The organism is Streptomyces sp. YIM 130001 (assembly GCF_003574445.1).
In the GTDB taxonomy this organism is placed as follows: domain Bacteria; phylum Actinomycetota; class Actinomycetes; order Streptomycetales; family Streptomycetaceae; genus Streptomyces.
Genome location: NZ_KZ984563.1, coordinates 93,509 through 115,775 on the forward strand (window position 1 = coordinate 93,509; position 22,267 = coordinate 115,775).

Annotated in this window: 20 protein-coding genes and 1 tRNA gene; 11 read left to right on the forward strand and 10 right to left on the reverse strand. The window is 69.6% G+C overall.

What is annotated here, in order from left to right:
- Window positions 1-5 precede the first annotated feature (5 nt).
- Window positions 6-1,262, forward strand: coding sequence for an FAD-binding protein (locus DSC45_RS26130; protein WP_119294506.1), 1,257 nt, complete (start codon window positions 6-8; stop codon window positions 1,260-1,262).
- A 69-nt stretch (window positions 1,263-1,331) separates the two neighbouring features.
- Here the strand turns inward: DSC45_RS26130 and DSC45_RS26135 are convergent, their stop codons facing one another.
- On the reverse strand, window positions 1,332-1,952 hold the full coding sequence (locus DSC45_RS26135; RefSeq protein WP_119294507.1) for a TetR/AcrR family transcriptional regulator: 621 nt from the start codon (window positions 1,950-1,952) through the stop codon (window positions 1,332-1,334).
- A gap of 209 nt (window positions 1,953-2,161) precedes the next feature.
- Between DSC45_RS26135 and DSC45_RS26140 the strand changes: the two genes are divergently transcribed.
- Together DSC45_RS26140 and DSC45_RS26145 are read left to right on the forward strand one after the other, a co-directional pair.
- Window positions 2,162-3,130 carry an alpha/beta hydrolase family protein gene (locus DSC45_RS26140; protein WP_119294400.1) on the forward strand — a complete coding sequence of 323 codons (969 nt, stop codon included), beginning with the start codon at window positions 2,162-2,164 and terminating at the stop codon, window positions 3,128-3,130.
- Window positions 3,131-3,184: 54 nt separating this feature from the next.
- Complete coding sequence (locus tag DSC45_RS26145; protein WP_119294401.1) at window positions 3,185-4,183, forward strand: SDR family NAD(P)-dependent oxidoreductase; 999 nt, start codon at window positions 3,185-3,187, stop codon at window positions 4,181-4,183.
- Window positions 4,184-4,243: 60 nt separating this feature from the next.
- On the opposite strand, the gene DSC45_RS26150 is transcribed toward DSC45_RS26145, so the two are convergent.
- A complete protein-coding gene (locus DSC45_RS26150) occupies window positions 4,244-4,663 on the reverse strand; it encodes a MarR family winged helix-turn-helix transcriptional regulator (protein WP_119294402.1) in 420 nt (139 codons plus the stop codon).
- Window positions 4,664-4,753: 90 nt separating this feature from the next.
- Between DSC45_RS26150 and DSC45_RS26155 the strand changes: the two genes are divergently transcribed.
- Entirely contained in the window at window positions 4,754-5,566 is an 813-nt protein-coding gene (locus tag DSC45_RS26155) for an SDR family NAD(P)-dependent oxidoreductase (RefSeq protein ID WP_240434860.1), read from the forward strand.
- A 73-nt stretch (window positions 5,567-5,639) separates the two neighbouring features.
- Here the strand turns inward: DSC45_RS26155 and DSC45_RS26160 are convergent, their stop codons facing one another.
- A complete protein-coding gene (locus DSC45_RS26160) occupies window positions 5,640-7,307 on the reverse strand; it encodes a cytochrome bc1 complex cytochrome b subunit (protein ID WP_119294404.1) in 1,668 nt (555 codons plus the stop codon).
- 504 nt (window positions 7,308-7,811) lie between these two features.
- On the opposite strand from DSC45_RS26160, the gene chvE reads away from it, so the two are divergent.
- The 4 genes from chvE (at window position 7,812) to DSC45_RS26180 (ending at window position 12,444) form a co-directional block, all read left to right on the forward strand.
- Window positions 7,812-8,948 (forward strand): multiple monosaccharide ABC transporter substrate-binding protein, encoded by a 1,137-nt coding sequence (gene chvE / locus DSC45_RS26165; RefSeq protein ID WP_119294405.1) that lies wholly within the window; start codon window positions 7,812-7,814, stop codon window positions 8,946-8,948.
- A gap of 56 nt (window positions 8,949-9,004) precedes the next feature.
- Window positions 9,005-10,543 carry a multiple monosaccharide ABC transporter ATP-binding protein gene (gene mmsA, locus DSC45_RS26170; RefSeq protein ID WP_119294508.1) on the forward strand — a complete coding sequence of 513 codons (1,539 nt, stop codon included), beginning with the start codon at window positions 9,005-9,007 and terminating at the stop codon, window positions 10,541-10,543.
- An 8-nt stretch (window positions 10,544-10,551) separates the two neighbouring features.
- Window positions 10,552-11,781: a multiple monosaccharide ABC transporter permease gene (mmsB, locus tag DSC45_RS26175; protein WP_205571434.1), complete on the forward strand. Its 1,230-nt coding sequence runs from the start codon at window positions 10,552-10,554 to the stop codon at window positions 11,779-11,781.
- Between the two features lie 210 nt (window positions 11,782-11,991).
- Entirely contained in the window at window positions 11,992-12,444 is a 453-nt protein-coding gene (locus DSC45_RS26180) for a hypothetical protein (protein WP_240434861.1), read from the forward strand.
- 61 nt (window positions 12,445-12,505) lie between these two features.
- On the opposite strand, the gene DSC45_RS26185 is transcribed toward DSC45_RS26180, so the two are convergent.
- Window positions 12,506-13,303 (reverse strand): SDR family NAD(P)-dependent oxidoreductase, encoded by a 798-nt coding sequence (locus DSC45_RS26185; RefSeq protein ID WP_119294407.1) that lies wholly within the window; start codon window positions 13,301-13,303, stop codon window positions 12,506-12,508.
- Between the two features lie 109 nt (window positions 13,304-13,412).
- On the opposite strand from DSC45_RS26185, the gene DSC45_RS26190 reads away from it, so the two are divergent.
- Window positions 13,413-14,330 (forward strand): AraC family transcriptional regulator, encoded by a 918-nt coding sequence (locus DSC45_RS26190; RefSeq protein WP_119294408.1) that lies wholly within the window; start codon window positions 13,413-13,415, stop codon window positions 14,328-14,330.
- Between the two features lie 45 nt (window positions 14,331-14,375).
- On the opposite strand, the gene DSC45_RS26195 is transcribed toward DSC45_RS26190, so the two are convergent.
- Window positions 14,376-15,551 (reverse strand): CaiB/BaiF CoA transferase family protein, encoded by a 1,176-nt coding sequence (locus DSC45_RS26195; RefSeq protein ID WP_119294409.1) that lies wholly within the window; start codon window positions 15,549-15,551, stop codon window positions 14,376-14,378.
- Window positions 15,552-15,612: 61 nt separating this feature from the next.
- Window positions 15,613-15,984, reverse strand: coding sequence for a winged helix-turn-helix transcriptional regulator (locus DSC45_RS26200; RefSeq protein WP_119294410.1), 372 nt, complete (start codon window positions 15,982-15,984; stop codon window positions 15,613-15,615).
- Window positions 15,985-16,076: 92 nt separating this feature from the next.
- Here DSC45_RS26200 and DSC45_RS26205 point away from each other — a divergent pair, with 92 nt between their 5' ends.
- Window positions 16,077-16,916 (forward strand): SDR family oxidoreductase, encoded by an 840-nt coding sequence (locus tag DSC45_RS26205; RefSeq protein ID WP_119294411.1) that lies wholly within the window; start codon window positions 16,077-16,079, stop codon window positions 16,914-16,916.
- 243 nt (window positions 16,917-17,159) lie between these two features.
- Window positions 17,160-17,612 (forward strand): cold-shock protein, encoded by a 453-nt coding sequence (locus DSC45_RS26210; RefSeq protein WP_119294412.1) that lies wholly within the window; start codon window positions 17,160-17,162, stop codon window positions 17,610-17,612.
- 408 nt (window positions 17,613-18,020) lie between these two features.
- Here the strand turns inward: DSC45_RS26210 and DSC45_RS26215 are convergent.
- The 4 genes from DSC45_RS26215 to sucC all read right to left on the reverse strand — a co-directional run bounded on the left by DSC45_RS26215 (window position 18,021) and on the right by sucC (window position 22,135).
- Window positions 18,021-18,108, reverse strand: a tRNA-Leu gene (locus tag DSC45_RS26215).
- Window positions 18,109-18,334: 226 nt separating this feature from the next.
- Window positions 18,335-19,939 carry an aldehyde dehydrogenase family protein gene (locus tag DSC45_RS26220; RefSeq protein ID WP_119294413.1) on the reverse strand — a complete coding sequence of 535 codons (1,605 nt, stop codon included), beginning with the start codon at window positions 19,937-19,939 and terminating at the stop codon, window positions 18,335-18,337.
- Between the two features lie 122 nt (window positions 19,940-20,061).
- Window positions 20,062-20,973: a succinate--CoA ligase subunit alpha gene (gene sucD / locus DSC45_RS26225; protein ID WP_119294510.1), complete on the reverse strand. Its 912-nt coding sequence runs from the start codon at window positions 20,971-20,973 to the stop codon at window positions 20,062-20,064.
- 37 nt (window positions 20,974-21,010) lie between these two features.
- Window positions 21,011-22,135: an ADP-forming succinate--CoA ligase subunit beta gene (sucC, locus tag DSC45_RS26230; RefSeq protein WP_119294414.1), complete on the reverse strand. Its 1,125-nt coding sequence runs from the start codon at window positions 22,133-22,135 to the stop codon at window positions 21,011-21,013.
- Between the last annotated feature and the right edge of the window lie 132 nt (window positions 22,136-22,267).

The window sequence follows — 22,267 nt, forward strand, 5'->3', positions numbered from 1 at the left end:
AGCAGATGAATTGGGCGGGGAACGTGACGTTCTCGGCAGCCCGCACCCATCGCCCCGACTCCCTCGATGCGATACGCGCGGTCCTGGCGCGGGCGGAACGGGTCAGAGTGCTCGGCTCCGGTCACTCGTTCAGCGACATCGCCGACACCGACGGCGAGTTGGTGTCGCTCGAGGCGCTGCCCACGTCGATCGACGTCGACACGGATGCCGCCACCGTCCGCATCGGCGGAGGTATCCGCTACGGCGAACTCGCCGCCGCCGTCAACGCAAAGGGCCTGGCCCTGCCCAACATGGCCTCGCTACCGCACATTTCGGTGGCCGGCTCGGTCGCCACCGGCACGCACGGCTCGGGCGACGCCAACGGATCGCTCGCCACTTCGGTGCGCAGCTTCGAACTGCTCACCGCCGACGGTGAGTTGCACGTCCTCGACCGCGAACGCGACGGTGACCGTTTCGCCGGATCCGTGGTGTCACTCGGCGCGCTCGGTGTCGTCACGGCGCTGACGCTCGACCTCGTCCCGGCCTTCGCCGTACGGCAGGACGTGTTCACCGGACTGCCACAGGATGCGGTGATCGAGCAGTTCGACGCGCTGACCTCGGCGGCGTACAGCGTGAGTCTCTTCACCGACTGGCGGGCGCCGCGCTTCACGCAGGCCTGGTTCAAGCAGCGGGTGACCGGGGACGGGCACGCCGCCCCGGATCTCGCGTGGGCCACGCCGGCGGCGCAGCCGATGCATCCGGTGGTCGGCGTACCGCCGCTGCACTGCACCGCGCAGGGCGGTGTCGTCGGGCCGTGGAACGAGCGACTGCCGCATTTCCGGGCGGAGTTCACCCCGAGCAGCGGCGACGAACTGCAGTCGGAGTATCTCTTCGACCGCCGGCACGCGGCCGATGCGCTGCGGGCGATGTCCGCGCTCGGCCCGGTGCTCGCACCCGTCCTGCAGGTGTGCGAGGTGCGGACCGTCGCGGCGGACGGGCTGTGGCTGAGTCCGGCATACGGACAGGACACGGTGGGCCTGCACTTCACCTGGACGTCCGACGCGGCTGCCGTACTCCCGGTGATCGCGCTGCTCGAGGCGGCCCTCGAACCGTGGGCGCCGCGGCCGCACTGGGGCAAGCTCTTCACTCTGGGAGCAGCCACCCTGCACGAGCGCTTCCCGCGCCTCGACGCGTTCTCCCGGCTCCGCACCGAGTACGACCCGCACCGCGTCTTCGACAACGCCTTCCTGCAGCGGGTCCTCGGCCACGAGGACGACGCATAGGCCCTGTCCACCACGGACAGGAGGGCACGCGCACGCGCATGGAGGTCAGCGGCTCGACATGCGGGCAGGCTAAGGGCGTTGGGGCCCCCGTGGCCTCGGTTCCGCCGGCGCCTCGATCCCTCGTAGCAGCAGGTCGATGAGCCGGCGCGGGTCGTAGCGGGAGTCGTCGTCGGCGGCGATGCAGAGGTTGCCGATGCCGCGCATCAGCTCGTAGGGCTGGACGCCTGACCTGACCTCACCGGCGTCGACGGCAGCGCCCAACAGCTCGTCGGCGGCGGGCAGCAGCCGGTCCAGGAAGTAGGTGTGGAGGGCGATGAAGCTGCTGCTGTCGGGCTGCAGCGTGTTCGCCAGGCCGTGCTTGGTGACCAGGAAGTCGACGAACAGGTCGATCCACCGGCGCAGTGCGGCCACCGGCGAGTCGGCCTCCGCGAGCAGCCGCGGACCGGCTGCGGCGCACTCCTCGACCTGATGCCGGAACACCGCCTCGACGAGGTCCACCCGCGTCGGGAAGTGGCGGTAGAGCGTCCCCATCCCGACGCCCGCCTTCGCGGCGACCTCGCGGACCGGCGCGTCCACGCCGGAGGTCACGAACACCTCGGCGGCGGCGTCGAGCAGCTTCCGCTGGTTGCGCACCACGTCGGCCCGCTTACTGCCGGCCGGCTCCCTGCCGGAGCGCTCCGTACCGGGCACCTCGCCCACCTTTCCCACGACCGCCGCACGGGCGGAACTCGCCTCGACTTGCGAAATGGAACACTGCTCCGTATCGTAAATGGAGCAACGTTCCGCTTCGGCTTTCCACTGTATCCGAAGCCGGACGTTCCGCACCGCCTCCCCCATCGCCGCCCGCCCACAGGGCCCGCGGATCCCGCACCGGAGGCCACTGAAAGGAACGGCACACCATGCCTGAATGGACTTCCACAGCCGACCGCTACCTCCACCCGTCCGACCCGCCCGTGATGTCGGTCAGCCCCCTGACACTGCCCGCCCCCGGGCGGCCGCTGGACCTGGAGGTACGCGTCACCGCACCGCTGACCGGCGACAACCTGCCGGTCATCCTCCTCTCGCACGGCCACGGAGGGGCGTACGGCCTCTCCTCGCTCGACGGATATCTACCGCTGGCCAAGGTCTGGGCGGCCCACGGATTCGTCGTCGTCCAACCCAACCACCTCAGCGCTCCCCGGCTGAGCAACCTGGTCGGCGACCGGCCCGAAGCGCCCCTGTTCTGGCGCTCGCGCGCCGAGGACATGACCACCGTCCTCGACCGGCTCGACGAGATCGAGCAGGCCGTTCCGCAGCTCTCCGGACGCATCGACCGCGGCAAGGTCGCGGTGGCCGGCCACTCGCTCGGCGGCTTCACCGCCGAACTCCTGCTCGGCGCCCGGATCACCGACCCCGACACGGATGCAGAGGTGAACCTCCTCGAGCCCCGGATCACGCAGGGCGTACTGCTCGGCGCGACCGGCAGAGGAGGCGACACCTTCGACGGGTTCATGGCCCACCGGGTGCCGGTCTTCCGCACCATCGACCTCACCACGATGACCACACCGGCCCTGGTCGTCGCCGGCGACAAGGACGACTCGCAGCACTGGACCACCATGGGGCCGGACTGGCACGCCGACCCGTATCACCTCGCCCCCGGGCCGAAGACTCTGCTCACCGTCCTCGACGGTGAGCACCTGCTCGGCGGGATCCAGGGGCACGACAGCGTCGAGACGTCGGACGAGAGTCCCGACCGGGTCGCCGCGGTCGCCGAGCTCACCGCGGCCTACCTCCGTACGGCCTTCGACTCCGGCGACGAAGCCTGGCGCACCGCGCAGGACGCGCTGACGACCGGCCCCGACGCGTTCGGCCGCGTGGAGTCCAAGTAGGCCGATTCCGCCACGAGTTCACCACCCCGCGAGGGACCCACGAGTACGAAGAGGATGAGTCGAGTGGCACACAAGCAGCACCCCGTCGGATCAGGATTCACCGCCGCCTCGACGGCCGACGAAGTCGTCGCCGGCATCGACCTGACCGGCAAGTACGCCGTCATCACCGGCGGCCATGCCGGGATCGGGCTTGAGGTCACCCGCGCGCTGGCAGGAGCGGGCGCGTCGGTGACCGTGGGCTCGCGCGATCCGGGGCGAGCGACGGCCGCACTGGCCGAGGCCGGAATCCACGGCGTCGAGGTCGGCCGACTCGACCTGCTCGAACCGGCGTCGATCAACGCCTTCACCGAGAGCCGGCTGCAGACCCGCCGCCCACTGCACATCCTGGTCAACTGCGCCGGAGTACCGCCCCCGAAGCAGCTCGAACGGGACGCCCGCGGCTACGAGACGCAGTTCGCGACCAATCACCTGGGCCACTTCCAGCTGACGCTCGCCCTGCACCCCGCGCTGCGCTCCGCCGCCGAGTCGCGTGTCGTCAACGTCTCGTCCGGAGCCCACCGATTCGCCGACATCCGCTGGGACGACCCGAACTTCCAGCGCGACGAGTACCATCCGGGCGCGGCGTACGCGCAGTCCAAGGTTGCGAACGTGCTCTTCGCCGTCGGGCTCGACAACCGCTGGTCAGAGGACGGAATCCGCGGCTACGCCGTCCACCCGGGCGTGATCGTGGGCACGGCACTGAACAGTTCGGCGGGCCGCGAAGCACTGCTGGCCGAGGGTCTGATCGACGAGTCCGGCCGGCCGGTCATCGATCCCGAGCGGGGCAAGAAGACGCCCCGCCAAGGTGCCGCCACCATCGTGTTCGCGGCCACCAGCCCTCTCCTGGACGAGATCGGCGGCGTCTACCTCAAGGACAACGACATCGCGCCGCTCGACGACGAGCCGAGGCCGGTGACCGCCGACGAAGCCCCCTCCGACGCAGCGTCGCACTCCATCGACCCGCAATCCGCGGCGCGGCTCTGGAAGTTGAGCGAGGACCTGCTCGAGTCCTGAACCAGGAGCACGACCCGAGGCCCGTGCCGGGCTCACTCCCCGGTGCGGGCCTCGGGCAGTTCAGACGGGCGGGGCGACGCGCTCCAGGAGGGTCCGGAGCCGGCGCAGTTCACTGTCCGAGAGCGCCGCCAGGGGTGTGATCTCCAGTGCCGTGCGGATCAGGTCCTCGCGGACCTCGCGACCCTTCGCGGTCAGCACCAGGACACGGGAGCGGCGGTCGGCCGGGTCCACGGCTCGCTCCACCAGGCCGCGGTCGCTGAGCTGGTTGGTGATGAAGGTCAGGTTCGGGGCGTTGCAGTACAGGCGCTCGGCCATCGCCTTCATCGACGGGGGCGGCTCCGCCGGATCCATCACCCACAGCGCCTGGAACGTGGCAGGGGTCAGCTGGTGCTCGGCCAGCGCCTGCCCGATCAAGTCGTTGGTGCGCATCCAGATGTCGTGGGTCGCGGCAATCACCGCGGTGAGGTCGGACGTGGTCATGCCTCGATCCTACCGATGTTTCGAGACTCGAAGAATAGTGCTAGCGTCGGCGGCGTCAGTACTTCGAGATTCGAAACAATGGAGGATCCGGTGACAGACGGCTACCGCGGTGTGACAGCGCTGGTCACGGGCGCATCCAAGGGACTGGGCCGGGCGTACGCCCTCGACCTGGCGAGCCGGGGAGCGCGCCTGATCCTGCTGGCCCGCTCGGACGGGGAACTGAAGGAACTCGCCGCAGAGATCCAGGAACGGCACGGCGGACCGACCCCCGAGGTGATCACCGGCGATCTGGCCACCCCGGACGGCCCGGACCGGATCCTTCAGGAGCTGCGCGACCGAGGCCTGACCGTCGACCTCCTGCTCAACAACGCCGGCTCGGGAAGCGCGGGGCCGTTCCTCAGCCGCCCCATCGAGCCGCAGCTGCGCTCCGTCGGGCTCAACATCAGCGGCCTGCTCGCGCTGACCCATGCGATCGGGGCGGACCAGGTCGCCCGCGGCTCGGGCGGAATCATCAACGTCTCGTCAACGGCCGCCTTCCAGCCCATGCCGTACCAGGCCAGCTACGGCGCGACCAAGGCGTTCGTCCTCGCCTTCACCGAGGCGCTGGCCGAGGAACTGCGCGGCACCGGCGTCCACGTCATGGCCGCGCATCCGGGCGCCATCGCGACCGGCTTCTTCGACGGCACCACCGCCACGATCAACGCCCGCGCGGCCGACGCTCCGGCCACCGTCGCGGCGCGCACCCTGGACGACTACGGCCGGCGCCGCGCGGTGTCCTATCCGGGAAGGTCCCTGAACCGGGCTCTGACCTGGCCCGCACGCCTGCTGCCGCGCACCGTCACGCCCCGGGTCGCCGGCGCCTTCAACCGATGGCTACGCCTGCACGAGACCGTCGACGCCTGACTCCCACTCAAGCTCCAAACCATCGACACCGGACACCCACCCGAGATCCAACTCCCTCGCGGCGAGCTGTCGTTCAGTGTTCTCCGCGTTCTCCGCCCTGCCCTCCGCTGTGCAGCTCCCGGTGTTCCTCCGCGGTCGCCTTGGGGATCTGCCGGCCGGGTCCGTACAACGCACGCGACAGGCGGGCGCGGAGCCGCTGCGACCGGGGGAAGGTGCGCCGCACCCCGTTCACGTCCTCCCGCGGGCCGAGATCGAGGGCCACCGGCTGTTCGTGCGCCGTGAGCTTGTGGGCCTGCGCCGGGGTCAGGGGGATGTGCACCTCGACGTACTCGCCGTGCGGGAGACGCTTGATGCGGCCCGACTCCAGCCCGTGCAAGGCCTTTTCGCGGTCACGGCGCTGCAGGCCGAGACAGATCCGGTGGGTGACGAAGAAGGCGAGTACGGGCGCGACGAAGAAGGCGATGCGTACGAACCAGGTGATGGCGTTGATCGACAGGTGGAAGTGGGTGGCCCACAGGTCGTTGCCGCCTCCGATCAGGAGCACCGCGTACAGGCTGAGCCAGGCGACTCCGAGGCCGGTGCGGACGGGCGCGTTGCGCGGGCGGTCGGCGATGTGGTGCTCGCGCCGGTCGCCGGTGATCCAGGCTTCTATGAACGGGTAGACGCCGATGGCCGCCAGGATGAGCGGGAACAGCGAGAACGGGATGAACACGCCCAGTTGGAGCGTGTGTCCGAAGGCGTTGATCTCCCAGCTCGGCATCACCCGGATCAGTCCCTCGGAGAAGCCGAGATACCAGTCGGGTTGCGCACCGGTCCCCACCAGATCGGCCCGATAGGGCCCGATCGCCCAGACCGGGTTGATGGTCGCCACCGCGCCCATGATCGCGAGCACCCCGAACACCAGGAAGAAGAAGCCGCCGGCCTTGGCGACGTACACCGGCAGGAACGGCGCACCGACCACGTTCCGCTCGGTCCTTCCGGGACCCGCGAACTGTGTGTGCTTGTGATAGAAGACCAGGATCAGATGGACCACGATCAGGCCCAGCATGATCCCGGGCAGCAGCAGTACGTGGACGGCGAAGAGCCGCGGGATGATGTCGGTTCCCGGGAACTCGCCGCCGAAGAGGAAGAACGACAGGTAGCTGCCGACGACCGGGATGGACAGGATCGCACCCTGGGCGAAGCGGATTCCGGTGCCGGACAGCAGGTCGTCGGGCAGCGAGTAGCCGGTGAGTCCGGTGATCAGGCCGAGGAAGAGCAGGGTCCAGCCGAACACCCAGTTCAGTTCACGCGGCTTGCGGAAGGCGCCGGTGAAGAACACCCGCATCATGTGCACCAGCATCGCGGCGACGAAGACCAGGGCCGCCCAGTGGTGGATCTGACGGATCAGCAGCCCGCCGCGCACCTCGGTGCTGATGTCGACCGTCGACTCGAAGGCGCGGGTCATCTGCACGCCCTGCAGCGGCTCGTACGAACCGTGGTAGACGACCTCGGCGGCGCTCGGCTCGAAGAACAGGGTGAGGTAGACGCCGGTGAGGATGAGGATCAGGAAGCTGTAGAGGCAGATCTCGCCGAACATGAACGACCAGTGGTCCGGGAAGATCTTGCGCATATTGGCCTTGGCGACCGTGTGCAGCCCGAGACGGCCGTCGGCCCAGTCGGCCAGGCGCTCCCCGCGTCCCGGCGGTCGGGCCTTCGGACGGTCGTCCCCTATACGCTCGGCATTCCCGGTTCCGCCCATCGGATCTCCTCCGCACATCAGCGTAATGTGACTCGGTCGAGCCCCAACAGCCCTTGTCGGACACGGATTTTGACCCTGTGTCAGGGACACCTGCCGATGACCGCGTCAGGCCGTTCCGGCGCTCGATGACGAGACCCCTTCGGCCGCTGCGCGGTCAGGAACCACGGCCGGCCGAAGGGACCCGACAGAGGTACGACGAGTCGATCAACCCCATGCGTGACATCCGGCGCCCGACCCGTGACATCCGGACAATGCACAAGAACCCACACTGCCGGACACAGGTTCGTACGGAACCATTGACACCCCACCACCCCGCTGAATAGCGTCACGCCACCATTTCGAACGTGTGACGAAATCTCGAACGACCGAGGGGCAACCGCCGTGCGTCTCCAGGGGGTTCGGCCGCCGCGCGGCAGCCGCGGCCGCCACATCGAGGCACCGCGTACCTCCGTCCCGGCGCATCCGCCGCACCGCCGCATCCCCCTTCCGGAAGAGGACCGACTCATGTCCACCCGCTCAACCGTCCCCCGCCCCGCCCGGGCCCGCCGGCTCGCGGTCGCGGCCACCGCGGCCGCGCTGCTCACCGTCTCGGTGACCGCCTGCGGCCAGGAGGCCCGCGGCGGCAGCCGCTACAAGCCGGACGACGGCAAGGGCAGCACCGTAGGCCTCTCCATGCCCACCAAGTCGTCGGAGCGCTGGATAGCCGACGGTAAGAACATGGCCGACCAGTTCCAGAAGGCCGGCTACAAGACCGACCTGCAGTACGGCGACGACAAGGTCGAGAACCAGGTCGCACAGATCGAGAACATGATCGCCAAGGGCCGCAGCCTCCTCGTGGTGGCCGCCATCGACGGCAAGGCGCTCACCGAGGTCATGCAGCGGGCCGAGGACGCCGGTATCCCGGTGATCTCCTACGACCGGCTCATCCTGGGACACGAACACGTCGACTACTACGCCTCGTTCGACAACGAGCGGGTCGGCGAGCTGCAGGGCAACTACATCATCGACAAGCTGAAACTCGGCAAGCCCGACGAGGACTCCGACGACTCCTACAGCATCGAGCTGTTCGCCGGCTCCCACGACGACAACAACACCCAGTTCTTCTGGAAGGGCGCCATGAAGGTGCTGCGCCCGTACTTCGACAGCGGCCAGCTGGTCGTCCGCAGCAAGCAGACGAAGATGAGCCAGGCCACCACGCTGCGCTGGGACGGCGGCACCGCACAGAAGCGCATGGACGACCTGATCAGCAAGAACTACGGCGACAAGAAGGTCGACGCGGTCCTGTCTCCGTACGACGGCATCTCGATCGGTGTGATCTCCGCGCTGAAGAGCGCCGGCTACAGCAACAAGGACCTGCCGGTCGTGACCGGACAGGACGCGGAACTTGCCTCGGTGAAGTCGATCACCCGCGGTGAACAGACCCAGACGGTGTTCAAGGACACCCGCAAACTCGCCGCGCAGGCCGTGCAGATGGGCGACGCGATACTCACCGACAAGAAGCCGAAGGTCAACAACACCACGGACTACGACAACGGCAAGCGGGTCGTCCCCGCGTACCTGCTCAAGCCGGTGAGCGTCGACAAGAAGAACACCGACCTCCTCGTGGAAGAGGGGTACTTCACCGCGGGGCAGCTCAAGTGAGCGCCGTCGACGACGAGCAGCCGACGCAGCCGGGGAGCGGCCGTCCGGTGCTCGAGATGCGTGGCATCACCAAGACGTTCCCCGGTGTGAAGGCCCTCAGCGACGTCAGCCTGACGGTGCGCGCGGGTGAGATTCACGCCGTCTGCGGTGAGAACGGTGCAGGCAAGTCGACCCTGATGAAGGTGCTCAGCGGCGTCCACCCGCACGGCAGCTACGACGGCGAGATCCGCTTCGAGGGAGATCCGGTCTCCTTCAAGGACATCCGGGCCAGCGAGCGGCGCGGCATTGTCATCATCCATCAGGAGCTCGCGCTCATCCCGTACTTGTCGATCGCGGAGAACATCTTCCTCGGCAACGAGCAGACCACCGCACGCGGCCTGATCGACTGGAACGACACTCTGCGCAAGGCCGGCGAACTTCTCCGCCGGGTCGGACTGCCGGAGAAGCCCGGCACCTCGGTCGTTGACATCGCTGTCGGCAAGCAGCAACTGGTGGAAATCGCCAAGGCGTTGGCGAAGGAGGTCAAGCTCCTCATCCTCGATGAGCCGACCGCCGCACTCAACGACGAGGACAGCGCCAAACTGCTGGCCCTCATCAGGGAACTGCGCGACCAGGGCATCGCGAGCATCATCATCTCCCACAAGCTGAACGAGATCAGGGAGATCGCCGACTCGGTGACCATTCTTCGCGACGGCCGCAGTATCGAGACCCTGACGGTCCGTGAAACTCCTTCATCGGAACCGGAGTTGTCGGAGGAGCGGATCATCCGCGGCATGGTCGGCCGCGATCTGGACCACCGGTTCCCGGACCGTACGCGCTACGAGGGCGAGGACGCCGGCGAGATCGCGCTCGCCGTCGAGGGCTGGACCGTCCGCCACCCGATCGACCACCACCGCAAGGTGGTCGACGATGTCTCGGTGACAGTGCGCCGCGGCGAGATCGTCGGCATCGCGGGCCTGATGGGCGCGGGCCGCACCGAGCTGGCCATGTCGGTCTTCGGCCGCTCCTACGGCCAGTACGTTTCCGGCTCGGTCGCGGTCGGCGGCCGCACCGTCGACACCAAGAACGTGCCCGCCGCCGTGGAAGCGGGCATCGCGTACGTCACCGAGGACCGCAAGCGCTACGGCCTCAACCTGATCGACAGCATCAAGCGCAACGTCTCACTGCCGTCGCTGCCCGGCATGCTGCGTCACGGCGTCGTCGACGAGCACCACGAACGCCGCGTCGCCGAGCGCTACCGGCAAAGCATGAACATCAAGGCACCCACGGTGTACGAGCAGGTGGGGCGGCTCTCCGGCGGCAACCAGCAGAAGGTCGTCCTGAGCAAGTGGATCCACTCCGACCCGGACGTCCTGCTGCTCGACGAACCGACGCGGGGCATCGACGTGGGTGCCAAGTTCGAGATCTACAGCGTCATCGACCGCCTCGCGTCCGAGGGCAAGGCGGTGCTGTTCATCTCGTCCGAGCTCCCCGAGCTGCTCGGGATGTGCGACCGGATCTACACGATGGCGGAGGGCCGGCTGACCGGTGAGGTCACCCGGGCCGAGGCCGACCAGGAAGTGCTGATGCGCCACATGACCATGAACCGAAGCTGAGGGCTGCCATGACGACCACCAGTACTCCCCCGCGGGACGAGGCGCCCGTCAAGTCCGCCGCGCAGTCGGCCGTTTCGCTACTGCTGCAGAGCATGCGCAACAACATGCGCCAGTACGGCATGCTGATCGCCCTGGCGTTGATCGTCGTCCTGTTCCAGATATGGACCGACGGCACCCTCCTGCTGCCGAACAACGTCTCCAACCTGATCCAGCAGAACGGCTACATCCTCATCCTGGCCATCGGCATGATGATCGTCATCATCGCCGGGCACATCGATCTGTCCGTCGGCTCACTGGTCGCCTTCGTGGGTGCCATGTCGGCGGTGATGATCGTCAATCACGACATGCCGTGGGTCCTCGCCCTCGTCCTCTCGCTCCTGATCGGAGCGGTGGCCGGCGCCTGGCAGGGCTTCTTCATCGCGTATGTCGGCATCCCGTCGTTCATCGTCACGCTCGCCGGGATGCTGCTCTTCCGCGGACTCACCCAGATCGTCCTGGAGGGCCAGTCCATCGCCCCGTTCCCGAACGGGTTCCAGAACATCGCCAAGGGCTTCATCCCCGAGATGGGCCCCTACACCCAGTACCACAACCCCACCCTGCTCCTCGGCCTCGCCACCATCGCGTTCCTCCTCATCCGTGAATGGCGGGACCGCAAGCGGCAGTTGGCGTACGAGCTCGACGTGCTGCCGACCGGCCTGTGGGTGACCAAGCTGGTCGCCATCACCGCCGCCGTCGTCGCCTTCACACTCACCCTGGCGAGCTTCCACGGCGTGCCGGTCGTCATGCTCATCATGTGCGGCCTGCTGCTCGGCCTCGGCTATGTGATGCGCAACGCGGTGGTCGGCCGCCACATCTACGCCCTCGGCGGCAACTCGGCGGCGGCCAAGCTCTCCGGCGTCAAGGACAAGCGGGTCACGTTCATGGTCTTCGTGAACATGGGCGTGCTCGCGGCCCTCGCCGGCTGCGTCTACGCGGCGCGCCTGAACGCGGGCACGCCACAGGCCGGCCTGAACTTCGAACTCGAGGCGATCGCCGCGGCGTTCATCGGCGGCGCCTCGATGAGCGGCGGCGTCGGCACGGTGATGGGCGCGGTCATCGGCGGCCTGGTCCTCGGCGTGCTCAACAACGGCATGTCCCTGGTCGGCATCGGCACGGACTACCAACAGGTCATCAAGGGCCTGGTCCTCCTGGCCGCGGTCGGCTTCGACATCTGGAACAAGCGGCGGGTGGGGAGGTAGGACCCGTGGGGCCCGGTCAGGGGACCGGGCCCCACGATTCGTTCGTGCGTACCGGCTCAACGGCCGACCGGCTCCCCCACCCGCCATTCGCCAGGCAGTCCACCTCCACGCACTGTCCCGGCCGGTCAACTCCTGGTGCCTGACGTATGGTTCAGCCGATCATCGGGCAGGCGCTCGCAGGCAGTCGCTCGTATTCGGTGGGGTGAGTCCATGAGGGGGAAGCCCGTGCAGCTCAAGCCCCGTTCTTCGGCCGGCTGGACCATGGCGGTCTTCGGTGTGCTGGCCATCGGCATGGGGATCGTCGGGCTCGTCGCACCCGATGCCCTCGTCGAGGCCATGGGTTTCTCCGGGGCGTCCGACGGGGGACGGACCGAGGGTGACCACACGCTGGTCTTCGTCACCGCCTCCTCGATGGCGGCCGTCAACATGGGCGTCTACTACCTGCTCGCGGCGGCCTCCGACTGGACACCCTTCTTCCGCTGGACCGTCCCCTTCCGTCTGCTGACGCTCACGGTCTTCACGCTGGCGGTCCTCAGCGACCGGGCGCCCGCGGGGTTCATCGGTGTGGGCCTGTGGGAGGGCATGGGCGCCATGGCGACGGCGATCGCACTGCGCGCGGACAAGCGCCGGACCACCGGTGAGTCCCGCACGTCCCAGTCATGATCCGCCGGACACCTGCGCGCCGGCGGGAGCCCACCCGGCCCTGACCGGCCCGAGGCCGGGTTCAGCGCAGGCGAGTGGCCGCGATCCCGCCGTCGACGTCGAGCGTCGCCCCATGGATGTACGCCGCCTCGTCGGAGGCCAGGAACCGGACCGCATACGCGATGTCGACGGGCCGCACCGGCGAGCCCGCGGGAGTGCCTTTCGTCATCTCGACCAGCTGCTCCGAGCTCGTCGAGGTGCCACGGGTGGCGGTCGCCCCCGGTGCGACGGTGTTCACGCGGACTCCACGGGGGCCGTACTCCGCCGCCCACGCCCGGGTCAGCTGCTCCACGGCCGCCTTGGTCGCCGGGTAAAGGGCCTTGTACGGGACGCCCACCCGGGCCATCCAGGAGCCGATGTTCACGATGACGCCGGATCCGCGCTCGGCCATCCGCGGTGCGAGGCCGGCGACGAGGACGTGCGGGGCGCGGATGTTGGTCGCCCAGAGCGCCTGCATCTCGTCGTCGGTGACCGTCGCGGTCTGGAAGCCGGGGTATACACCCGCATTGTTGACGAGGATGTCGACCCGTCCACCGAGCGCGTCCTCGGCCCGTTGCGCAAACGCACGGATGTCGGCCGGTTCGGCTCCGAGGTCCGCGGTGAGCGCGTGAGCCCGCCCGCCGTCCTTGACGATCGCGTTCACCACTGCCTGGGCTCGTACGTCGTCCCGGCCGCTGACGACGACCTCGGCGCCCGAAGCGGCGAGAAGCCGGGCGACGACCTCGCCGATGCCGCCCGATGAGCCGGTGACCAGAGCGGTTCGTCCTGCGAGCGCGGTGTCGGGGGTGAATGGGGCAAGGACTTCTTCGTTGTTTCGCATGCTTCGATCCTGCCGCCGCGGACTGTCCCCTTCCTTGCCTGAGGCGGTCGATCCCTTGCCGGATCCTGTCCCCGGCTGCGCTCCGGCGTGGATGAGGTTGGATGACCGTATGGACCCAGCGACTGTCCGCAGCATCGAGCGAGCGGCCGAGATCGTGGCGCGGCGTGCGCAGGACGGGCCGGCAGCGCGGGCGCTCGGGCTACGACTGAGTCACGTCACCGCTCCGACCGGGCTCGGGTACCAGCACTACACGCCTTCCCTGTCCGTCGTGCTGGCGGGACGCAAGCGGTCGATCGTCGGGGACGACGACCGGGTCTGGGGCCGTGAGCGGTTCATCATCACGCCGGTCGACCTCCCCGTCGTATCGGGAGTCGTCGAAACGGACCCGCAGCTCGGCTTCCTGGCGGCCAGATGGCAGCTGTCCCCCGCTCTGGTCGGGGAGGTCGCCGCCGCAATGCCGCGCACCGGACGGCCGCCCGGGCAGCTGGACCGGCTCGGCACCTGGTCACCCGCCCTGGCCGACGCGTTCGCGAGGCTCCTCGCCCTGCTCGACGAGCCCGAACACGTTCCCGTCCTCGGCCCGCTCATCGCACGGGAGATCGTGCTGCGTCTGCTGGAGACCGAGCAAGCGCCCCGAGTCCTTGCCGCGGTCGACGACGGTGACCCCGTCGTCCCGCGCGCCGTGGAGCTCCTCACCGGCCGGATGGCCGAACCGTGGTCGATGAGTGCGCTGGCCGCCGAGGTGCGTACCAGTCAGCCGACGTTGTTCCGACGCTTCAAGGAGGCGACCTCCATGACGCCGATGCAGTACCTGAAGCGTCTGCGCCTCGGCGAGGCCCGTCACCGCATGGTCGTCCTCGGCGAGTCGGCAGCGCAGGCCGCCTCCGCGGTCGGCTACCGCAGCGCGCCCCACTTCTCCCGCGACTACCGCCACCTCTACGGTGAATCACCCGCCGCGGACAGTGCGCGCCTGCGCGAACAGCTGCGGCTGGGAGCGTTCGACGGCCGGCTCAGTCCGGGCGCATGACGCACGGCGTTCGGCCGGTGCGGCGGCATCGCTACGAACGGCGGCTCACGCCACTCCGTCCTCGACCAGGCGGTCGATGTCGGCCTCACCCAGGCCCAGTTCGGCGAGGATCCTCCGTGTGTGCTCGCCGAGAGCCGGGACCGGGTCCATGCGTGGGGTGTCGGTGACCGGGCCGGGCGGGGCCAGGGCCGGGACCGGTCCGCTCGGTGAGGCGACCTCGTGCCATCGGCCGCGGGCCGCCAACTGCGGGTGCTGCCACACCTCTTCGACGGTGTTCACGCGGGCGTTCGCCACCGGTACTTCTTCGAGCAGATCGATGGCCTCGGTGCTCGTCAGTGCGGCGAACCGCTCGGCGACGATCCGGCCCAACGCCTCACGGTTGGCGTTGCGGTCAGCGTTGCTCGCGTAGTCCGGATGGGCCGCCAGTTCGGGCTGCCCGAGGAAGTGGCCGCAGAACGCCGCCCATTCGCGTTCGTTCTGGATGCTCATCATGACCACCTTTCCGTCCCCCGCGACGAACGGCCCGTACGGGTAGATGGTGGCGTGCGCGGCTCCGGCCCGCGGCGGCGGCTCGGCCCCGTCGTAGGCGTAGTACATCGGGAACCCCATCCACTCGACCGTGGCCTCCAGCATCGACACGTCGATCCGGCTGCCGCGGCCGGTACGGCCCCGCTGCAGGAGTGCGGCGAGGATCGAGCTGTGGGCGTGGGCGCCGGCCGCGATGTCGGAGACCGGGATGCCGGCCTTCGCCATCTGGTCGGCGGTCCCGGTGACGGACAGCAGCCCCGACTCGCTCTGCACCAGCAGGTCGTACGCCTTCTTGGTGGCGTACGGGCCCTCGCTGCCGTAGCCGGAGATGTCGCAGACGATCAGCCGGGGGTTGAGGGAGGCCAGCGACTCGAAGTCCAGCCCCGCGCGGGTCGCGGAGCCGGGTGCCAGGTTCTGGACGAACACATCGGCGCCGGCGAGCAGTTGGAGCAGGACGTCGATGCCGCGCGGGTCCTTGATGTCGAGGGTCAGGGACTCCTTGCTGCGGTTGGCCCAGACGAAGTGGGAGCTGAGGCCGTTCACCCGCGAGTCGTAGGCGCGGGCGAAGTCACCGCCGCCCGGACGCTCCACCTTGATGACCCGGGCGCCGAGGTCGGCGAGTTGGCGGGTGGCGTAGGGGGCGGCGATGGCCTGCTCGAGCGAGACGACGGTGAGGCCGCTGAGGGGTTGCATGCGGGTGGCTTCGCTTTCGACGAGGTTCTGCGGCGGACCCCATGGTCGCGGATCCGGTGCTCTATCCCCCGTCGGGGAGCGAGAGGCGCTGGGTGATCCGGTCGAACAGGTCCGTGAGCGGCTCGCCCACCTCCTGACCGAACTCCGTCAGCCCGTACGTCACTTGGGGCGGCGTGGTCGGCTCGACCTCACGCCACACCAGGCCGTCCTGGACCAGCGCACGCAGGGTCTGGGCGAGCATCTTCTCGCTGATGCCCCGGATGCTCTCGCGCAGCTCGTAGAACCTCAGGCTGTTGCTCCGCAGCGAGATCAGCACCCAGATGCCCCACCGGCTGGTGACGTGGTCGACCACGTCACGCGCGGGGCAGTCGGTGTGAAACACGTCATACCGCTGCCCGGACTCGACCTCTCTGCGCTGCACGCCTCCCACCATGCCAGGAGCTTACCTCCGGGTATGCCCTTACTGAAAGTTAGCCCTGGTGCCTAGCGTCACGACCACAGAAGACACCTGACGAGGAGCTGTTCATGATCGTGGTGACCGGGGCTACCGGAAACATCGGCCGGCCGTTGACACAGACACTGGCCGAGGCGGGCCGGCAGGTGACCGCGGTCTCGCGGCACGCCGCTGCCGTACCCAGCGGCGCCCACCACGTGGTCGCCGACCTGTCCGAGCCGGCCAGTCTCAAGCCCGCCCTCGACGGGGCGAAGGCACTGTTCCTGCTGCTGTCCGGCGACCTGCACGCCGCCGGAGCCGACCCTGCCGACATCATCGAGGAGGCTGCGGCCGCCGGGGTCCGCCGGGTCGTCCTGCTCTCGACCCTGGGCGTGGTGACCAGGCCCTCCGGCCGGACGCGGATCGCGATGCGCACGCTCGAGGACGCGCTGCGGGAGTCCGGTCTCGAGTGGGCCGTCCTGCGGCCGGGCGGCTTCGCCTCCAACGCCCTGTGGTGGGCCGACTCCGTCCGCACGAGGCGGACTGTCGCCGCGCCCTTCGGCGACGTCGGGGTGCCGATCATCGACCCGGCGGACATCGCCGCGGTGGCGGCGGCCTGCCTGCTGGAGGACCGTCACACCGGCAGCTTCTACGAGTTGACCGGCCCGGAGGTGATCACTCCTCGACAGCAGACGGACGCCATAGCCGCCGCTCTGGGCTCACCGGTGCGCTTTCACGAGCTCACCCGCGAGGAGGCCAAGGCGGGGATGACCCGGAGCATGCCGGCGGAGCTCGCCGACGACACCCTGGACATCATCGGTTCCCCGAGCCCGGCCGAGCTGCGCGTCAGTCCCGACGTCGAGCGGGTCCTCGGCCGGGCACCGCACACCTTCGCCGACTGGGCGGCCCGCAATGTCGCGGCGTTCCGCTGAGACCGGCTGACCGAACCAGGGAATGCGACGGCCCGCCGCTGTCGGTCGGGGAGACCGACTGACGGCGTCCCCGCCGAGCGGCGACCTTCCGGCCGCCTCCGCCCTCTCCACCGCCCGGGGTTCGCCGACGGGCCGCCGCACGCGCCGGCTCCTGCCCCTTGTCACGGGCCCGCCCGTTCCGGCGTAAGCTTCGGCTCGGTGTCGGCCCGGGGATGGGGCCGGATTGGATGAGGGGTTGGTGTCATGGTTGCTGGTCGTGTGGTGCGGTTCGATGGAGCCCGGGGGTACGGGTTCATCGCCCCTGACGATGGCAGCGAGGACGTATTCCTGCACGTGAACGATCTGCTGATCCCGGAGCACCAGCTGCATCCGGGCCTGATCGTCGAATTCGATGTCGAGGAGGGCGACCGCGGACTCAAGGCGTCGTCCGTGAAACTGGCCGCCGGTGGCAGCCGCCCGTCGGCGCACGTCTCCGCCGCGCAGCCGAAGATCCCGGGCGCCCTGTCGTTCCCCGGCTCCTCACGCGCCGTGGACGGCGACGACTCACTCTGCGACGTACTCACCTCCGACGAGTACGTCCACGAGGTGACCGAGGTTCTCCTGGCGACGGCTCCGGCACTCACCGGCGACGAGATCGTCAAGATCCGTCAGGGCCTGCTCCAGTTCGCCAAGAATCACGGGTGGACCGAGGACTGACGGCGCCCGCGAGCCGGCTCGCGGGTTCTGGAAACCATGAAGGCCCCAGCTCCACAGCTGGGGCCTTCTTCCGTTGTCCGAGGGGGACTTGGGCTCTCCCCGCGGGCAACAGCTCGTTCGTCGGACGACCGGGGCGGCGCTTCCCCTGCGAGATCCGGGGAGAGCGGGTACGGGCGGAAGTCCCGGACGCGGGTGACGACAACGGGGTTCTCCCCCCCCCAGCTGGGCGGGAAGCGGGCGAGGCCGGACTGATCCGCGCACGCACCATCGCATCAGCTCGCTGCCGGCCGATGCAGGGCGTCCCGTTCAGCGTTGCCCCCCCCTTGGACACGGCGACGCGGGCGACAGGCCCGGTCAGTCGTTCCCGGTCCAGAAATGCAGAAGACCCCACGTGGAGTGGGGTCTTGCTGGTGTCCGAGGGGGGACTTGAACCCCCACGCCCGATAAAGGGCACTAGCACCTCAAGCTAGCGCGTCTGCCATTCCGCCACCCGGACCAGGTGCCTGTCGGCCGACGGGTTTCCCCGCGGCGACATGGACAACAATACCAAGGTTTCGCAGTGCCCTTCACCCGTATAAACGCTGGGCAGCGGCACGGTGCGGGGACAGGGCGGACGGCGGTGGCGAGTGATCGCCGCCAGTGGTCGGGCGGACACGTACGGGTGACGCCGCGGCCCGTGCGGTCGCCCTGGACCGGGTCCGGGGCGACCGCACGGGCCGCGGCTACGGCATCAGGTGGTGGTCCGGGAAGTTCCCGGGCGGGCGTTCGTCCGGAGGGCCCTGGGTGACCGCCCGTACCAGGAGGTCACCGCCGACGAAGGCTCCGCGCCAGGAGGCCCCGAAGCCGCCGAACTGTTCTTCTCGGTCCCCCCGTGAGCGCGGGACGCCGTGGCCCGTCTTGAACGCCCGGATCTGCGGGGCGAGCCGGGTGTAGGTCTCGGGGTCGTCCGTACTGAGCGTCGCGACCAGCGCACCGTTCGAAGCGTTCATGGCCGCGAGCAGTTCTGCCTCGGTGTCGACCAGGACGATCGTGTCGACGGGGCCGAAGGGCTCGGCATGGTGCAGCGGGGAGGACGGCGGAGGGTTGAGGAGCGTGACCGGAGGCAGGTAGGCACGGGTGTCCTGGCCCGGCAGGAAGCGGCCGTCCGCCAGGGATCCGCGGTGCAGCGGCACCGCGCCCCGGTCCACGGCCTCCGATACCTGGTCGGCGAGTTCCTTGGCCTTGGCCGCGTTGATCAGGGGGCCGAGGTCGAGTGCGGGCAGCGGATCGTCCGGGGCGGCGACGGCCAGCGGGTGGCCGATGCGCAGGCCCTGCACGGCGGGCAGGTACACGGCAAGGAACGCGTCGAACAGTTCTCGCTGCACGACGAAGCGCGGGTACGCGGTGCAGCGCTGCTTGCCGTAGTCGAAGAGCTTGGGGAGTACGGCGGCGAGCGGCGTGAGGTCGGAGCAGTTCCAGATGCCCCAGGTGTTCAGGCCCTCCTGTTCGAGGATGTGGCGCTTGCCGAGGTCGGCCACCGCGGTGGCCACGGCGGCGCCGGTGTCGCGGCCGCCGACGAAGGAGACGCAGCCGATCTCCGGTGCGCGGACGAGGGCCTCGGAGAGTTCGCCGCCGCTGCCGCTGACGAGGGTGACGGGGATGCCTTCGCGGGCGGCGAGGGCGCAGGCGAGCGTGAGACAGGACAGGCCGCCGTCGGTGGGGGTCTTGGCGACGACCGCGTTGCCCGCCAGGGCCTGGACGAGCAGGGCGTGGACGAGGACGGACATCGGGTAGTTCCAGCTGGCGACGTTGGACACCGGGCCGTCGAGCGGGCACCGGCCGTCGAGCATCGGCTCGATGCCGTCGACGTACCAGCGCACTCCGTCGATGGCGCGGTCGACGTCGGCCTGTGCGAGCCGCCATGGTTTGCCGATCTCCCAGACGAGGAGGAGGGCGAGCAGTTCGCGGTGTTCGGTGAGGCGGTCGAGGGTGGCGGACACGCGCGCGCGGCGCTCGGCCGGCGGCAGGTGGCGCCAGGCGCGGTGCTGGTCGAGCGCGGCGCGTACGGCCTGGTGTGCGGTGGCCGCGTCCAGGCGGGGCGGACCGGCGATCGGGGAGCCGTCCACCGGGCTGGTGCCGGGCAGGGCGCGGCCGTCGGTGCGCCACTCGCCTGCCCAGAGGTTGCGCACGCGGTCGTCGAGGAAGGCCTCGGGGGCGACCGCCCGGCAGCGCTGCCAGGCGTCGGACCAGGCGGTTCCGGGCTTGAGGCGGAGGGGTTCGGGTGGGGCGGCGGGGGTGTCGGGGTGGCGGTCGGGGGTGTGGTCCGGGGTGCCGAGCGTGGTTGCCATGGAGGTGTCTCCGCTCAGGGTGCGCGCAGGGGCGGGGGCCGTCGGGCTGGTACGTATGGCCCCTGACCGGCCGGCCGCCGTGGGACGGCCGGTCAGGGAGCGCCGTGGTGCCGGTTCGTGGATCAGCGGGTGAGGTGCTCGCGGACCAGGCGGGCCGTTTCGGTGGGCGTGGAGCCGACGCGTACGCCCACGGCTTCGAGTGCCTGCTGTTTGGCCCGTGCGGTGCCCGAGGAGCCGGAGACGATCGCTCCGGCGTGACCCATGGTCTTGCCCTCGGGGGCGGTGAAGCCGGCGATGTAGCCGACGACGGGTTTGGTGACGTGGTCGCGGATGTAGTGCGCGGCGCGTTCTTCCGCGTCGCCGCCGATCTCGCCGATGAGGACGACGAGTTCGGTGTCGGGGTCGTCCTCGAAGGCCTGGAGGCAGTCGATGTGACTGGTGCCGATCACCGGGTCCCCGCCGATGCCGACGGCGCTGGTGAAGCCGAACTCACTGAGTTCGTACATGAGTTGGTAGGTGAGCGTGCCGGACTTGGAGACCAGGCCGATAGGTCCTGGTCCGGTGATGTCGGCGGGCACGATGCCCGCGTCGGACTGCCCCGGAGTGATCAGGCCCGGGCAGTTGGGGCCGATGACGCGGGTGCCGCGGCTTCGCGCGTGGGCCTGGAAGGCGACCGCGTCGTGCACGGGCACGCCCTCGGTGATGACGACGACCAGGCCGATCCCGGCGTCGGCCGCCTCGATCACCGCGGACTTGCAGAACGCGGGCGGTACGAAGACGACGCTGACGTCGGCACCGGTGGCGTCGATGCCTTCGCGGACCGTACCGAACACCGGGACGGTCGCGCCTTCCGCGCCGGCCGCGCCGCGTAGGCCCGACAGGTCGAAGTCGATACTGCGGCCCGCCTTGCGCGGGTTGACTCCGCCCACCACCTCGGTGCCCGCGGCGAGCATCCGGCGGGTGTGCTTCATGCCCTCCGCGCCGGTCATGCCCTGGACGAGAACCCTGCTCTCCTTGGTCAGAAAGATGGCCATCTGCACTGTCCTCTCCTGGCGGCCCGGGGCCTGCCGGTCAACGGCTGAGTTCGGCAGCCCGCAGAGCGGCGCCGTCCATGGTGGGGACCTGTTCGACGAGCGGGTGTGCGGCGGATTCGAGGATCTCGCGTCCGCGTGAGGCGTTGTTGCCGTCGAGGCGGACGACGAGCGGCTTGGTGAGGCGTACTTCGTCGAGTGCCTGGACGATGCCTTCCGCCACGGCGTCGCAGGCGGTGATGCCGCCGAAGACGTTGACGAAGACGGACTCGACCGCGGGGTCGGACAGGATGACGGATAGGCCGTCGGCCATCACCTGGGCGGAGGCGCCGCCACCGATGTCCAGGAAGTCGGCCGGCCGGGCGCCGCAGCCGGCGACGACGTCGAGGGTGGACATGACGAGGCCGGCGCCGTTCCCGATCACTCCGACCTCGCCGTCCAGTTTCACGTAGTTGAGGCCCTTGGCGGCCGCGGTCCGTTCGAGGTCGTTGTCGCGCACGGAGTCGTCGGCACCCCAACGGGCTTGCCGGAAGCGGGCGTTGTCGTCGAGCGTGACCTTGCCGTCGAGGGCGACGATCGCTCCGTCAGTGGTGCGCACCAGCGGATTGACCTCGACGAGTACGGCGTCCTCCTCGACCAGCACCGACCACAGTCGCTCCAGTACCGGCCCGACCTCGGCGGGGAGTCCGGCCGCGTCGGCGATGCGTGCCGCCTCGGCGGCGGTGACGCCGCGGTCGGGGTCGACGGGGATGCGCGCCACGGCCTCGGGCTGCTCGGCGGCGACCTCCTCGATGTCCATACCGCCCGCCGCGGACGCGATGGCGAGGAATCCGCCGGCGGCCCGGTCGAGCACGTAGCTGACGTAGAACTCCTCGGCGATGTCCACCGGTCGGGCCAGCATCACCTGGTGGACGGTGTGGCCCTTGATGTCCATGCCGAGTATCTGGCGCGCTGTCAGTTCGGCGGCCTCGGGGCCCGCGGCCATTTTCACGCCGCCCGCCTTGCCGCGTCCGCCGGTCTTCACCTGCGCCTTGACCACGACCGGGCCACCGAAGCGTTCGGCGATCAGGCGCGCCTCCTTGGAGGCGACGGCGACCTCGGCCTCCGGGACCGACACCCCGTATTCCTCGAAGAGTTCCCTTGCCTGGTGTTCATACAGGTCCATCTCGGCTCCTCACTGAAAAGTGCCGCACGCCCCCTGGACACCACCCACCGGATGCGGGATAACAAGCTTCATACAGTATTCGTCGACTGTATGCAATCTGCCGCGAGAGCAGTCAGGGAGCGCCCGGACCAA